A 13,732-nucleotide genomic window follows, 5' to 3' on the forward strand; every position below is an offset into this window, starting at 1 on the left:
CGTCCGGTCCCGCATCCGCCGTCGGGCGACTACCGTCCGCTCAGCTCGCTGACCACGGGGGCGAGGACGCCGGCCACGTCGGCTCCGAAGACGAAGTACGAGAAGCCGATCTCCTCCCGCCGCCGCAGGATCTCGTCGGCGGCCGCGGCCGGATCGCTCGGCAGGAAGGCGAGCGAGTCCGCCGCCCGGATGGCGGCGGTGTCGGTGTCCGGCGCTGCCATGAACGGCGCCACCGCGTCGCCGATCACCGGCACGTGCAGCGCCAGCTCCGCGCCGCGGCGGTTGTCGAAGTCGCGCACCCGTTTCGTCGTCCCGGTCCGGGTCTCGGTCTGCGGCATCACGAAGTTCACCGTGTCGGCCAGCTCGGCCGCGACCGCCTGCGCCTTCGGGCCGCCCACCGCCATCGCCACCGGGGTGTGCCGGTCCGGGCCGTCCAGCTCACGCAGGGCCGTGACGACCTCGCGCACCTGGTCCCATCGCCGGTCGGCCGGTACGTCGGGCAGGCCCAGCTCGCGAAGCAGCTGCCCGATGCCGGGGCGGCCGGACCCGATGCCCATCTCGAAACGCCCCTCGGTGAGCACGGTCAGCGAGTGCGCCTCCCACGCGGTGCTCCAGGCCGGCCGTACCGGTGACGCATACACCCAGGTACCGACGCGGCAATCGGTGATCGTCGCCGCGACCGCCAGCGCCGGGCCCGGCGCCGGCTGCCACGACGGCACGTCCGGCATCAGGATCGTCGAGTAGCCCTGGCCGGCCAGCCGGCGCAGCCGGTCGCGCCACGCCGGCACGTCGGTGGTGAGCGGAGCGACGACGCCGAACCGCAACGGCCTGTTCTGTCCTGCCGACATGATGATCATCCTTTTCCGGCCCGGACCTTCGCCGGGCTCTTCACCGGTGCTACGAACGGGCCGCTTCGGATCCGACAGGTAGGAGCGGAAAGGGCCACCCCCACCGTTCTGGGTGGGGTGGACTCAACCACACCCATACGACTGTGAGGATGTTGAGTGCTGCTCGGGGCTGGGGTCTGACCCGGGTTACGACAGGCCTGTGATGCCTTGAAAATGATCTGTCGGCTTCCGTCCCGGGCAGCGCTTACTGCCGCCGGACCGGCACACGAGCGTGTCCCGATAGGGGCCTTGCCGCTAACAAGGCACCGTCACAGTCCTGACCGCTTCGGGCCGGCCCGGCGACGGCGTCCGTCCGCCTGAGCCGTCAGGAGAGCCGAACAACCATGCCCAGCATCACCCACCACCGCACCGCCGGCCAGGACCACCCCCGGACCGGAGAAATCGTTCTTGGCATCGACACCCATGCCGACACCCACACCGGCGCGGTCCTCGACCACCACGGCGCCCTGCTGGACACCCACACCTTCCCGGCCACCAGCCTCGGCTACCAGGCCCTGCACGCCTGGGCGGACACCCTCGGCCGGATCTGGCGGGCCGGTATCGAGGGCAGCCACTCCTACGGCGCCGCCCTCACCCGGCACCTGCACACCCACGGGATCGTGGTTATCGAAGTCAACCAGCCCGACCGCCACGACCGGCGACGCCGCGGCAAAACCGACACCATCGACGCCGAAACCGCAGCCCGCGCCGTGCTATCGGGCCGATGCACCGCCCTGGCCAAAACCAGCGACGGACACACCGAACGCCTGCGACTGTTGGGTCTGCTGCACCGATAGGTGACAGGACAAGTCACGCGGCCTGACTGGCCGGTGGGCTCATGATGGTCTCGTACTCGATAGGGGTCAACCGGGACAGGCTTCGTTGGCGTCGCCGGCGGTGGTAGGTCCGTTCGATCCAGGTCACGATCGCGGTCCTCAATGCTTGTCTGGTGGGCCAGGTCCCGCGATCGAGGACGTTGTTCTGTAGTAGGCCGAAGAAGGATTCCATGGCGGCGTTGTCGCCGGCGGCGCCGACGCGGCCCATTGATCCGATCATGTGGTGACGGTGCAGTTCGAGGACGAGTTTCCGGCTGCGAAACTGCGACCCGCGGTCGGTGTGCAGCACGCAACCGGCCACCTCACCGCGGCGGGCGACGGCGTTGCGCAGGGCATTGACCGCCAGCCTAGATTTCATCCGCGAGTCGATGGAGTAGCCGACGATCCGGTTCGACCACACGTCCTTGATCGCGCACAGGTAGAGCTTGCCCTCAAGCGTGCGGTGTTCGGTGATGTCGGCCAGCCATAGCTGGTTCGGCCCGTCGGCGGTGAAGTCACGTTTGACGAGGTCGTCATGCACGGGTGGGCCCGGCCTGCCACCTTTGCCGCGCCGCCGCTTGCGGCTGAACGCGCTCCACCAGCCCATACCGGAGCAGATCCTCCAGGCGGTGCGCTCGACCATCGGCTGCCCGGCGGCGCGGGCCTCGTCGGCCAGGAACCGGTAGCCGAACTCCGGGTCGTCACGGTGGGCGTCGAACAACGCGTCCGCCCGGTACGCCTCGGCCCGCTCGGCGTCGGTGACCGGGCGGGCAAGCCACCGGTAGTAGGGCTGTCGAGCAATGGTCAGCACCCGGCACGTCACCGCGACGGGGATCCCGTCGGCGGCCAGCTCGCTCACGAGCGGGTAGAGCCTTTTCCCGGCAGATTCGCCTGCGACAGATACGCCGCAGCCCGGCGCAGGACCTCGTTCTCCTGCTCGAGGAGCTTGATCCGCTTACGCGCTTCGCGCAGCTCAGCGGAATCACTGCGGCTCACGCCGGGCTCGGCGCCGGCGTCGATGTCAGCCTGACGCAGCCACTTGAACAACGTCATCGGGTGGACCCCGAAGTCCTTCGCGATCTGCTCCACCGTCACGCCAGGATCGCGGCCTTGAGCGATCCGCACGACGTCGTCGCGGAACTCGCGGGGGTAGGGCTTGGGCACAGCAACATCCTTCCAGCCCGCCGTCACGGCAAGCCATCTCAGATGTCACCTATTGGTGCAGCAGACCCGTTCCAGCTCGCGAAAACCTCCGCGGTCAAAGCCCGCACCCAAGCGATCAACCAACTCAAAGCCATCCTCGTCGGCGCCGACCCCGCCCTACGCGAAACCCTGTCCGGACTCGGCACCACTCGACTGATCCGCGCCTGCGCCGAGCTGACCTGCGACACCCTCGACGAAACCCTGTTCGCCACCCACTACACCCTGCGACTACTCGCCCGCCGCATCCAAGACCTCACCAACCAGAGCGACGAACTGACCCAACACATCACCCGCGCCATCACCGCCAGCCGCCCCGCGCTGCTCCACCAACACGGCGTCGGCCCCGACACCGCCGCCACCCTGCTGATCACCATCGGCGACAACCCGCACCGCATCCACAACCAAGCCGCGTTCGCCGCCCTCTGCGGCAGCAACCCAATCAACGCCTCATCCGGCAAAACCAACCGCCACCGACTCAACCGCGGCGGCGACCGCCAAGCCAACCGAGCCCTCTACACCATCGCCCTCACCCGACTCGCCACCCACCAACCCACCCGCGACTACATGACCCGCCGCACCACCGAAGGCAAAACCAAACGCGAGATCATCCGCTGCCTCAAACGCTACATAGCCCGCCAGCTATACCCCCTCCTCACCAGCCCCTCCACCACTTGACACCCATAGGGGCATCATTTTCCCGGCGCCGTCCACAGGTCAGGCGCCGGCGAGCAGGCGGCCGATGTTGTCCGGGGCGAAGAACTCCGGCGGCGACGTCACCCCGGAGTTGAGCCGCGCGAAGGCGTCCATCGCCGGCTGGTTGCCGGCGATCGCGCTGACCAGGCCGGCCATCTGCTCGTCCGGCGGCTGCAGCGACGCGATCCCCAAGGTCATCTGGTAGACCGGCATCGCGCGGGCGTCGCGGCGCTTCTGATAGTCGGCCATCGCTTCCTCGTACGGCTCATCGCCGCCCAGCGTCGCGTCGAGCGCCGCCGCCAGGCCCTCGGCGTCCAGGAACGCGTCGGTGATGCCCTGGGCGGTGATGAAGTCGCGGCTGTAGCCGGCGTCGCCGACCAGGGCCCAGCCCGGGCCGTACGGAACGCGGAAGTAGTTGGGCACCGACGCCCCGGCGATCCGCTCCTCACGCGTGGCGGCCCGGATGCGCTCGGCGAAGGCGGGCGACAGCTCGAACGTCCGCATCAGCTCACCCTCGACGTCGTCACGGTGCTCGGCCAGCTCGGCGTGCGGCCAGCCGCCGATGACCAGCGTGAGGCCGTCGTTGGTAGGGCAGACCGCCCAGCCCCGGCCCGGCCGGCTGTACGCCTCGAAGGTGTCGGTCGGCAGGTTGCTCCAGTACGAGTAGTAGCCCACGGTCAGGGCCGGCACGTCCTCGTAGACCGCGGGCCGCACCGTCTTGGCGACGACCGAGTTGCGGCCGTCGGCGCCGACCACCACGCGCGCGGTGAGGACGTCGCCGCGGCCGCGGATGCCGGTGACCGTGCCGTCGGTGACCAGGACCTCCTCGACGCTGAAACCTTCGCTGACCTCGGCGCCGGCGGCGGCCGCGGCGTTCAGCAGGATCTGGTCGAGCAGGATGCGGCGCGGCGCGTACGCGTACGGTGTCGCGGTCGTGCCCGGCGCACCGGCGAGGGTGACCGGCCCGAAGTCGAACGAGTAACGCCCGACCGGCGGGCACCCGGTGGCCGTGACCTGCTCCTGGAGCCCCCAGCGCTGCAGCGCGCCGACCCCCGGCGGGTGGATCACATGGGTCGACACGGTGTCGCTGGGAAACGTCGCCCGGTCCACCAGCAGCGTCCGGTGACCGCGGCGGGCGAGCAGCATCGCGAGCGGCGCGCCGGCACAGCGAGCGCCCACCACGATGACGTCGTACGTCGGATCCGTCATGATCTCCCTCTTCGTCGGTGAGGCCATAGTGGACGACCGCCGGACCCGATGTCGATGGTCGTGCTCGGTAGGGTGGTGCCCACGGACCCCCTGATCACGCTCGCCCTGGCCGCCGCGGTGACGTCCCGGGTCCAGCTCGGCACCGGCGTCCTGGTGCCACCGCTGCACATGCCGGTCCGGCTCGCGAGGACGCTGGCCGCCCTCGACGCGGCCAGCGGCGGCCGTCTGATCGCCGGCCTCGGCGCCGGCTGGTCGCCGGACGAGTTCGCGGCCACCGCGCCGCGCCCACTCGCCGAGCGGGGAGAGGCGCTGGATGAGTTCCTGGACGTGGCCGCGGCCGTGTGGGGCCCGGACCCGGTGTCCTTCGACAACGGCCGCTACCGCATCGCGCCGTCCCGGATCAACCCGAAGCCGGCCCGCCGCATCCCGCTGCTGATGGGTGGCCGCGGCCCGGCGGCCCTGCGGCGAATAGCCCGGCACGGCGACGGCTGGTTGCCGGCCGGCGCGGCGCCCGCGGAGATCGCCGCGACCATGTCCCGGCTGCGCGAGATGGCCGAGTCGGTCGGCCGCGAGCCGTCGTCGATCGGCTGCGTGACCCAGGTCGGCGTATCCGACCCGGCGGCCCTGGCCGCCGACGGCCTGGCCCGGGTCGCCGACCAGATCGCCGCGCTGGCCGAGGCCGGGGTCGAGCACGCGTACGTGACACTGCCGTCGGCCGCCCGCAACCTGGACGAGCTGCTGGAGGCCGCCGAGGCCCTGCACGCCGCCGCGGCGCCGGCCGCCGGCCCGGCGAGGATCGGAGCGGCGCCGGAATAGGGCCGCACGTCGTCCGGGTGCGCTCCGAGAGAGAACGGCCTCCCAGATCGGCGCGCCGATCAGGCACGGAAGCGGGCTTCCCCGCCGGCTGGTACGAACTCGACGAACTCCCGCGACGACATCACGCTTGCTCGAAGAACTCCCATTGAATGTTGTCCGGATCGCGGAACGTGATCATCGCCGGGCCCAGCCGGTCTGCCTTGACGCCGCTGTTCGGCACTCCCGCATCGCCGAGCACCCGGGCCAGCCGGGCGACCTCACCGATCGGAACACCGATAGCCAAGTGGTCCAGCCCTATCCGCCACTCCTTGAACCGATCACCGGGCGGTGTCTGCGGCAGCGGTGGCAACAGCACCAGCCTGGTGGCCGTCCCGTCGAGGCGCAGCCGCAGCTTCTCCTCCAGGAAGTCCTGATCAACGGTCAGGCCGAGGACTCCCTCGTAGAACGCACGGGCACGGTGCAGGTCACTGACACGCAGCGTGATGTGGTGGAACGTGAACGACATCGGCCGACCATAGTGGCTCACCGCCGGTGAGAGAGCCATGAGTAAGAAAACCCCGCTGGGGTATGGCGCCTCCATGGCGCTTGGAACTATCCGCACCGATGTGCCCGCCCGGCTCGACCGGCTGCCGTGGGCACGGTGGCACTGGATGATCGTGATCGGGCTGGGCACGGTGTGGGTGCTCGACGGGCTCGAGGTCACCATCGTCGGCAATCTGTCCGGCCGGCTCAGCGAGCCCGGCAGCGGACTCGACATCACGCAGAGCCAGGTCACCGGGTTCGGTGCGGCGATCTACGTGCTCGGGGCCTGCTGCGGCGCCCTCTTCTTCGGGTGGCTCACCGACCGGTTCGGACGCAAGAAGCTTTTCATGATCACGCTGGCCGTCTATCTCTTCGGGACGGCGATGACGGCCCTGTCGTTCGCGCCCTGGTGGTTCTTCCTGTTCCGGTTCATCACCGGGGCGGGCATCGGCGGCGAGTACGCGGCCATCAACTCGGCGATCGACGAGCTGATCCCGGCCCGGCACCGCGGGCGCATCGACCTGGCCATCAACGGCACCTACTGGGCGGGCGCGGCGGTCGGCGCGCTGCTGACGGTGCCGATCCTCACGCAGCTGCCGGTCAGCTGGGGGTGGCGGGTCGCGTTCGGGATGGGCGTCGTGCTCGGGCTGGTGATCCTGCTGGTCCGGCGGCACGTGCCGGAGAGCCCGCGCTGGCTGTTCATCCACGGGCGCGGCGACGAGGCCGAGGCGCTGGTGCGCGGCGTCGAGGAGACGGTCGAGCGGGAGGACCACGTCACGCTCGAGCCGGTCGACGAGGACAAGAAGATCGAGATCCACCAGCGCCGGACGATCGGGTTCGGCACCATCGCCAAGACCCTGGTCACGCGGTATCCGAAGCGGGCGACGCTGGGCCTCGCGCTCTTCGTCGGGCAGGCGTTCCTCTACAACGCGATCACCTTCGGGTACGCGCAGATCCTCCAGACCTTCTTCAAGGTGCCCTCGGGCAACACCGGCTACTACTTCGCGGTCATCGCGGTCGGCAACCTGCTCGGCCCGCTCCTGCTGGCGCCCCTGTTCGACTCGGTGGGCCGCAAGATCATGATCACCGGCACGTACGTGGTGTCGGGCGTGCTGCTGCTGGGCACGGCCTGGCTCTTCGACCGCGGGTCCCTCAACGCGACGACCATGACCATCTGCTGGTGCGTCGTGCTGTTCTTCGCCTCGGCCGGCGCCTCCTCGGCGTACCTCACCGTCTCGGAGATCTTCCCGATGGAGACGCGGGCCCTGGCCATCGCGTTCTTCTACGCCGTCGGCACCGCGGCCGGCGGCATCACCGGCCCGCTGCTCTTCGCCCACCTGGTCGGCACCGGCCAGGTTCGCGACACGGTCATCGCGTTCGTCATCGGCGCCATCGTCATGATCATCGCGGGCCTGGTCGAGGCGGTGCTCGGCGTGAAGGCCGAACGGCGCAGCCTCGAGGACATCGCCACGCCCCTGACCGCGGCCGAGAAATCCCCGACAATGGCGACGTGATCACCGTCGCGCATCGTGCCGGCAACACCATCGCCGGCCTCCGGGACGCCCTGGAGGCCGGCGTCGACCTGGTGGAGGCCGACATCCATCTCTACCGGGGCGCGCTCGAGGTGCGGCACAGCCGGACGGTCGGCCCGCATCTCTACTGGGAGCGGACGACCGGCGTGACCCGCCGGCGCGACGTGCGGGTGCCCGAGCTCGACGAGGTGCTGGCGGCGGCGGACGGCGATCCGCGGCTGATGCTCGACTTGAAGGGCCGTTCGATGCCGGTCGCTGTCCGGGTCGCCGAGCGGCTGCGGGAGCGGATTCCCGGCGTACCGGTCGCGGTCTGCACCCGGCATTGGCCGATGCTCGAGGCGTTCGGCGAAGATCCGCAGGTCCGGCGGATCTTCTCGGCCGGTAACCGGGCCGAGATGGCCCGGCTCCGGGCACGGTTGAGCGGCAAACGCGTCGATGGCGTGTCGATCCGGCTACGGTTGCTGTCCGTGTCACTGGTGAAGGAGCTGCGCCGCGCCACCGACCTGGTGCTGGCGTGGCCGGTCGACACCGAGGCCGCCCTCGCGCAGGCGTCGGCGATCGGCGTCACCGGGGTGATCAGCAAGAACATGCCGATGCTGGATCGGCTGATGAGGGGGCGGCGATGAGGAAGCTCTTCGGTGCGGCAGTGGTGCTCGCCCTGGCCGGGTGCAGCGCGGCCACCCAGAAGACCGAGCCCGCGATCACCACGGTCGAGCCCAGCGTCGCGCCGTCGTCGGCCGCGCTTGCGAGCACCACCGTCCGGCCGCTGGACGGCACCGGCGCGGCCCCCTTCGACCAGGACCGCAAGCTGCAGGCCCCGCCCGGCTGGACGGTCACGGTCTGGGCCCGGATGACCAGCCCGCGCCTGCTGGCCTGGACCCCGGACGGCAAGCTGCTGATCTCGCGGCCCAAGTTCGGCGACGTGCTGGCGCTGACGCCGGGGGCGAACGGCGATGCGCCGCCGACCCAGCGGACCGCGGTGAGCGGCCTCGACCAGCCGCACGGGCTGGCCTTCGCCGGGAACACCCTCTATCTGGCCGAGAGCGACCAGGTCGACACCTTCGCGTACGCCGATGGCAAGCTCACCGGCCAGAAGGTGGTCGTCGGCGGGTTGCCCGACGCGAAGAGCCCGGAGCTGGGCGGCGCCTACGCCCACGCGCTCAAGAGCGTCGCCGTCGCGAAGGACGGCACCATCTACGTCTCGGTCGGCTCGACCGGCAACATCTCGGCCGAGGACCGGTCGGCGAGCCCCGAGCGGGCCACGATCCTGAAGGCGCCGGCCGGCGGCGGCACCCCGACCGTCTTCGCCCGCGGCGTCCGCAACGGCACCGGCCTGGCCATCGACCCGGACGGCGCGGTCTGGACCGCCGTCAACAACCGGGACAACATCGAGTACCCGCACGAGGGCAAGGACCAGGGCAAGGTCGAGACCTGGTACGTCAACGACCATCCCCTGGAGCCGCTGGCCAGGCTGACCCAGGGCCGTGACCTGGGCTGGCCGTACTGCAACCCGGACCCGGACGTCTCGCCGGGCGAGAAGGGCACGGCGCTGGCCTACACCAAGCGGCCGTTCGTGCGCGACATCCAGACCAACGCCGACGGGTCCAAGCTGGACTGCGCCAAGCTGCCCCCGGTCGAGCAGGGCATGGGCGCGCACTCGGCGCCGCTGGGGCTGAGCTTCGCGACGACGCCGGGGCTGGGTGGGGCGTACGGGCAAGGTGCTCTGGTGGGCATCCACGGCTCCTGGAACCGGCACCCGCCGCGCGCCCCCGAGGTCTCGTTCTTCGCCTGGCGCGACGGGACGCTCGGGCCGCAGCAGACGCTGCTGACCGGCTTCCAGGGCGCGGACGGCAAGCGGTGGGGCCGCCCGGTGATGGCGGTGCAGGGCCCGGACAAGGCGCTGTACGTGAGCGACGACCTGGCCGGCGCCATCTACCGGGTGACCATCGGCTCCTAGGACAGCCCTAGCCCAGGAGCCTGCCGAGCGCCTCGCGGGCGGCGGCGTCCCGGGCGGCCAGCTTGGCGAGCAGACCGGCCAGCGCGACCAGCCACTCGTCGACGCCGACCGTGCTGCGCTTGATGGTGACGCCGCGGACCACCTGGTGCACCTCGGCATGCACTCCGTGCGCCCGCTGCTCGAGCAGCAGCTTCTCGTCGGGCGTGGTCACGGTGAGGGCGACCGGCGTGCCGGGGCGGCCGTTCATCCGGTCGGCCATCGACCGCTTGCGCTCGACCTCGACCATGCCCGGCGGCAGCGCGTCGCCGAGCACGGTGGTCAGCACCCGGGCGTACGACTCGACGTCGGCCCGGTCGGCCCGCAGCGCGGCGGCGATCAGGTGCAGGTCGCCCAGGGGACCCCAGCCGGACGTCATCGGTCGGTGAGGGGCAGCACGAGCTGCGGTTTGGCGATGACGTGGTCGGCCCGCAGCGGGCGCACGGCCGTGCCGATCGCGAAGAACTCGGTGGTGTGCCCGCCCCAGCGGTGCGAGTTGGAGTGCATCTGCACGCCGACGATGCCCTCCGCGCCGAGCTGCTCGGCCTCCGCCTGCATGCGGCTCATCGCCAGCTCGCGGGCGTCGTAGAGGGCCTCGGTGTACTGCGGGATCTCGACGTTCTGCCCGATGTTGCCCATCGCCTGCCAGAACCGCTGGTGGGCGATGTGGTAGACGCAGGTGCCCATGGTCATGCCGAGCGGGGCGTAGCCGGCCTGGATCAGGGTCCAGAAGTCCTGCCCGGACAGGTCGCTGGTGAACGGCTGGCCGCGGTTGTTGCGCCAGCTACCGCCTTCGCCCGGCGGCGCATCGGCTTTGACCGCGGTGCCGACCGCGATGAACTCGGCGAGCTCGGAGCCGAACTCCTTGAACTCGATGTCGAGCCGCACCCCGACGATGCCGTCGGCGCCGAGCGCGTCGGCCTCCGCCTCCATCCGGGTCATCGCCAGCTCGCGGGCGTGGTACATGGCCTGGGAGAGCTGGTCGAGCTCGCGGTTCTGGCTCCACCGGCCGAACTGGATGCCGACGTGGTAGATGCTCGAGCCCAGCACCAGGCCCAGCGGCCGGAAGCCGGCCTCCCGCACGAGCAGGAACTCGTTGACGCTCAGGTCCGAGGTGAACAGGCTGGTGGCCTGCCCCGGGCGCATCTGCGCGAGGCGGCGCATGGCGTCGTCGGGCACGCCGGCGATGTTGACGGTCATCGTTCGCTCCGCAGCGGCAGGATGGTGAGACTGCTGGACTTCTTGCCTTCGGCGGCCCGGAACCGGGCGATCGCGTTGCCGACGACGACGCACTCGGCGGCGTGGTCGGTGTGGTACTGCTGGCCGGTCTCGACCCGCCACATCGTCGACCAGAGGCTGGACATCAGCGCGCCGTCGGTGCCGAGCGCGGCGGCCCGGGCGGCGAAGTCCCGCCGGGCCTGCGCCCGCACGTGGGTGAGCAGCTCGGTGTAGCCGGTCACCTCCTGGTTCACCGCCCACCGGCCGACCGACGTGCTCGTACGCCAATCGTCGTGCCGGATCGAGATCGCCAGCCCGTAGATCAGCCCGGCCGGCGCCCAGCCCGCGCTCAGCAGCTTCACCACGTCCTGCGCCGGGAGGTCGGTCGTGAACGGCTGGGCCGGCCGCTGCCGCCCGCGTGACCGGACCGCCGTGCCGAGCGCCATGAACTCGCGCTTCTGCCCGTCCAGCCGCTCCTCGGTGAACCGCACCCCGACCACCCCGTCGGCGCCGAGCGCGGCCGCTTCCTGCCGCATCCGGCCGAGCGCCGTGTCCCGGCCGTGGCGGATCGCCCGCGCGTACGGCTGGAAACCGGGAATGGCCCAGCGCGGCGCGCCCGTGGTCACCGGCCCCGCCTCGGCCTCGAGGATCTTGGCCATCGTGCTGCCGTAGGCCACCCGCGCGCCGCAGCCGCCCCACCCGGCCCAGCCGATCTGCATCACCGTCGTGCCGAGCACCTCGCCGACGGCGTCGAACCCGGCGACCTCGAGCCCGGCCAGCCCGCCGGCCGACAGCAGCGAGGTGCGCACACCGCCGGCCGCGGCCCGCTCCACCCGGGCCCGCGCGACCGGCGGCAGTCCCCGCCCGTCCCAGCCGTCAACCGTCACGTTCCAGTCATACTCCTGCGGCGCCAGCCACCGCTGTTACCCTCCGCCGATGGGCGTCAGGAACTACTTGATCGAGGGCGTCTCCGGCACCGGCAAGACCACCGTCGGCGACGAGCTGGCGCGGCGCGGATTCCACACCATCCACGGTGACCGGGCGCTGGCCTATCAGGGTGATCCGGAGACCGGCGAGCCGACCGACACGGCGCGGCACGAGAACCACCTCTGGCGGGTGGACTCGGTGACCGCCCTCATCGCCGACCGGCGCGAGCCCGTCACGTTCTTCTGCGGCGGCTCGCGGAACTTCGCCGCGTTCATCGACCTCTTCGACGGCGTTTTCGTGCTCGACGTCGACCCCGCCACGCTGCGGCGGCGGCTCGAGCGCAGGCCGGAGAACGAATTCGGCGGGCGGCCCGAGCAACGGGACTTCGTGGCGCACCTGCATCGGACCGGAGCCGACATCCCGCACGTCGGCGTGGTCATCGACGCCACCCGGCCGCCGGCCGACGTGGTCGACGAGATCCTGCGGCACTGCGGGAGCTGACGTGCACCGGCCGGTCCTCGTCGTCGGCATCGCCGCCTTCGCCGTGGTCGAGCTCGTGCAGGCGTTCCGCTCGCGGCGCGGCGCGCGGCCGGCCGATCTGCGGGCGGAGGCCGTCTTCCGGGTCCTGTTCTTGGCCGGGATCCTGATGCTGCCGCTGGGCCGGGCCCTCGCACCGGACGCCGTCTTCGGCCCGTTCGCGCTCGGCGCCGTGGTCATGTGGGCCGGCCTGCTGCTGCGCTGGTGGTCGTTCCGGACCCTGGGCCGGTTCTTCACCGTCGTGGTGAAGACCAGCGCCGACCAGCCGGTGGTCGACCGCGGCCCGTACCGCGTCCTGCGCCACCCGAGCTACACCGGGCTGCTGCTCATCTGCGCCGGCGTCGGCGTGATGCTGGGCAACTGGGTGGGCGCCGCGGCGTCCTTCCTGCTGGTGCTGGGCGCGCTGATCTACCGCCTGCGGATCGAGGAACGCGCGCTGAGCGCGGCGCTGGGCGAGCGCTACCGGGCGTACGCCGCCGGCCGCGCCCGGCTCGTCCCGTACGTCTACTGACGGTCCGTCACGGTTTGACGGCGCGGGTCGCGAAGTAGCCGGGCATCCAGTCCGCGGTGGCGTCCGCGTGGTGCGGCGCCTGCTCGAACCCGGTGATGACGAAGCCCGCGGCGAGCTGGCCGCCGATCTGCTCGGCCATGCTGTGGCTGTACTCCAGCGGCGTGTCCGCGCCGAACGTCCGTTCGCGCTCCTCGGCCGGCACGTGCGTGAGATCGCTGTACGGCAGCTTGTGCCGGACGACCAGCTCGCCGCGCTGGTCCAGCGCCTCGTGGTCGAACAGGTAGAGGTCCGGGTTGAGGAAGCCGCACAGCAGCGTCCCGCCCGGCCGCAGCACCCGGAAGGACTCCCGCCACACCGGGGCGAGCTCGGGGACGAACAGGTTCGAGACCGGGTTGAAGACCAGGTCGAACGACGAGTCGGCGAACGCGGACAGGTCGCGCATGTCGCCCAGCACCGTCCGCAGCGGCAGGTCGTCCCGCCGGGCGACCATCTCGTCCTGCTCGAGCTGGCGCGGCGAGTTGTCGAACACGGTGACCCGGGCCCCGGCCGCGGCGAGCGTCGGCCCCTGCTGGCCGCCGCCGGAGGCCAGGCACAGGATGTCGGCGCCGGCCAGGTCGGCCGGCAACCAGGAGCGGTCGACCGGCTCGTGGCCGATGAGCACGACCGACCAGTCACCGGCCCGCGCCCGGGCGACCGTCTCCGCGGAGATCGGCCGTGACCACTCGTTGCCCTGGTCGACCTGCCGGTCCCAGGCCGCGCGGTTGTGCGCCACCGGATCAAAGCTCATCCGTAGACGCTATCGGTTGTCACAGTTCCGGCGTGCGGCACGTCAGCTCGGTAGGAGGGCGCACAAAACCAGGACCGCGTCC

General features: G+C 71.3%; 16 protein-coding genes. 8 read left to right on the forward strand and 8 right to left on the reverse strand.

What is annotated here, in order from left to right; all coding sequences use genetic code 11:
- Positions 1-29 precede the first annotated feature (29 nt).
- Positions 30-848 carry an LLM class flavin-dependent oxidoreductase gene (locus ACQP2F_RS18285; RefSeq protein ID WP_433305513.1) on the reverse strand — a complete coding sequence of 273 codons (819 nt, stop codon included), beginning with the start codon at positions 846-848 and terminating at the stop codon, positions 30-32.
- Positions 849-1,231: 383 nt separating this feature from the next.
- Here ACQP2F_RS18285 and ACQP2F_RS18290 point away from each other — a divergent pair, with 383 nt between their 5' ends.
- The gene (locus ACQP2F_RS18290) at positions 1,232-1,684 is read left to right on the forward strand and encodes an IS110 family transposase (protein WP_433305515.1); all 453 of its coding nucleotides are present in this window, start codon (positions 1,232-1,234) and stop codon (positions 1,682-1,684) included.
- 13 nt (positions 1,685-1,697) lie between these two features.
- Here ACQP2F_RS18290 and ACQP2F_RS18295 read toward each other — a convergent pair.
- Positions 1,698-2,866, reverse strand: a protein-coding gene (locus ACQP2F_RS18295; protein ID WP_433294327.1) for an IS3 family transposase whose coding sequence is annotated in 2 segments (ribosomal slippage) — positions 1,698-2,579 and positions 2,582-2,866 — 1,167 coding nt in all. Because the reading frame shifts where the segments join, the coding sequence is not laid out codon by codon here.
- Here ACQP2F_RS18295 and ACQP2F_RS18300 point away from each other — a divergent pair.
- Positions 2,813-3,580, forward strand: a complete 768-nt coding sequence (locus tag ACQP2F_RS18300) for a transposase (RefSeq protein ID WP_433305517.1) — start codon at positions 2,813-2,815, stop codon at positions 3,578-3,580. The genes ACQP2F_RS18295 and ACQP2F_RS18300 overlap by 54 nt on opposite strands.
- Positions 3,581-3,619: 39 nt before the next feature.
- On the opposite strand, the gene ACQP2F_RS18305 is transcribed toward ACQP2F_RS18300, so the two are convergent.
- Entirely contained in the window at positions 3,620-4,807 is a 1,188-nt protein-coding gene (locus ACQP2F_RS18305; RefSeq protein WP_433305519.1) for an FAD-dependent oxidoreductase, read from the reverse strand.
- A 75-nt stretch (positions 4,808-4,882) separates the two neighbouring features.
- Between ACQP2F_RS18305 and ACQP2F_RS18310 the strand changes: the two genes are divergently transcribed.
- A complete protein-coding gene (locus ACQP2F_RS18310) occupies positions 4,883-5,623 on the forward strand; it encodes a TIGR03619 family F420-dependent LLM class oxidoreductase (RefSeq protein WP_433305522.1) in 741 nt (246 codons plus the stop codon).
- 121 nt (positions 5,624-5,744) lie between these two features.
- On the opposite strand, the gene ACQP2F_RS18315 is transcribed toward ACQP2F_RS18310, so the two are convergent.
- Positions 5,745-6,128, reverse strand: a complete 384-nt coding sequence (locus ACQP2F_RS18315) for a VOC family protein (RefSeq protein WP_433305524.1) — start codon at positions 6,126-6,128, stop codon at positions 5,745-5,747.
- Positions 6,129-6,201: 73 nt separating this feature from the next.
- On the opposite strand from ACQP2F_RS18315, the gene ACQP2F_RS18320 reads away from it, so the two are divergent.
- The 3 genes from ACQP2F_RS18320 to ACQP2F_RS18330 are packed head-to-tail and all read left to right on the forward strand — an operon-like array spanning position 6,202 to position 9,634.
- The gene (locus ACQP2F_RS18320) at positions 6,202-7,659 is read left to right on the forward strand and encodes an MFS transporter (RefSeq protein WP_433305526.1); all 1,458 of its coding nucleotides are present in this window, start codon (positions 6,202-6,204) and stop codon (positions 7,657-7,659) included.
- Entirely contained in the window at positions 7,656-8,303 is a 648-nt protein-coding gene (locus tag ACQP2F_RS18325) for a glycerophosphodiester phosphodiesterase (RefSeq protein ID WP_433305528.1), read from the forward strand. Before ACQP2F_RS18320 ends, ACQP2F_RS18325 begins: the two co-directional genes overlap by 4 nt.
- A complete protein-coding gene (locus ACQP2F_RS18330) occupies positions 8,300-9,634 on the forward strand; it encodes a PQQ-dependent sugar dehydrogenase (protein ID WP_433305530.1) in 1,335 nt (444 codons plus the stop codon). The genes ACQP2F_RS18325 and ACQP2F_RS18330 overlap by 4 nt, the downstream gene beginning before the upstream one ends.
- A 7-nt stretch (positions 9,635-9,641) precedes the next feature.
- Here ACQP2F_RS18330 and ACQP2F_RS18335 read toward each other — a convergent pair whose 3' ends face one another.
- Genes ACQP2F_RS18335 through ACQP2F_RS18345 form a run of 3 tightly spaced genes read right to left on the reverse strand, consistent with a single transcriptional unit; the run spans position 9,642 to position 11,775 of the window.
- On the reverse strand, positions 9,642-10,049 hold the full coding sequence (locus ACQP2F_RS18335) for a hypothetical protein (RefSeq protein WP_433305532.1): 408 nt from the start codon (positions 10,047-10,049) through the stop codon (positions 9,642-9,644).
- Positions 10,046-10,870, reverse strand: a complete 825-nt coding sequence (locus tag ACQP2F_RS18340; protein ID WP_433305534.1) for a heavy metal-binding domain-containing protein — start codon at positions 10,868-10,870, stop codon at positions 10,046-10,048. Before ACQP2F_RS18340 ends, ACQP2F_RS18335 begins: the two co-directional genes overlap by 4 nt.
- The gene (locus ACQP2F_RS18345) at positions 10,867-11,775 is read right to left on the reverse strand and encodes a heavy metal-binding domain-containing protein (RefSeq protein ID WP_433305536.1); all 909 of its coding nucleotides are present in this window, start codon (positions 11,773-11,775) and stop codon (positions 10,867-10,869) included. The genes ACQP2F_RS18340 and ACQP2F_RS18345 overlap by 4 nt, the downstream gene beginning before the upstream one ends.
- A 49-nt stretch (positions 11,776-11,824) precedes the next feature.
- On the opposite strand from ACQP2F_RS18345, the gene ACQP2F_RS18350 reads away from it, so the two are divergent.
- Positions 11,825-12,316: an AAA family ATPase gene (locus ACQP2F_RS18350; RefSeq protein ID WP_433305538.1), complete on the forward strand. Its 492-nt coding sequence runs from the start codon at positions 11,825-11,827 to the stop codon at positions 12,314-12,316.
- A 1-nt stretch (position 12,317) separates the two neighbouring features.
- Positions 12,318-12,863, forward strand: coding sequence for a methyltransferase family protein (locus tag ACQP2F_RS18355; RefSeq protein ID WP_433305540.1), 546 nt, complete (start codon positions 12,318-12,320; stop codon positions 12,861-12,863).
- Positions 12,864-12,870: 7 nt separating this feature from the next.
- Here the strand turns inward: ACQP2F_RS18355 and ACQP2F_RS18360 are convergent, their stop codons facing one another.
- Positions 12,871-13,650: a class I SAM-dependent methyltransferase gene (locus ACQP2F_RS18360; RefSeq protein WP_433305542.1), complete on the reverse strand. Its 780-nt coding sequence runs from the start codon at positions 13,648-13,650 to the stop codon at positions 12,871-12,873.
- Positions 13,651-13,732: the final 82 nt, after the last annotated feature.

The sequence above is a fragment of the Actinoplanes sp. CA-030573 genome, assembly GCF_050951115.1.
GTDB lineage: Bacteria > Actinomycetota > Actinomycetes > Mycobacteriales > Micromonosporaceae > Actinoplanes.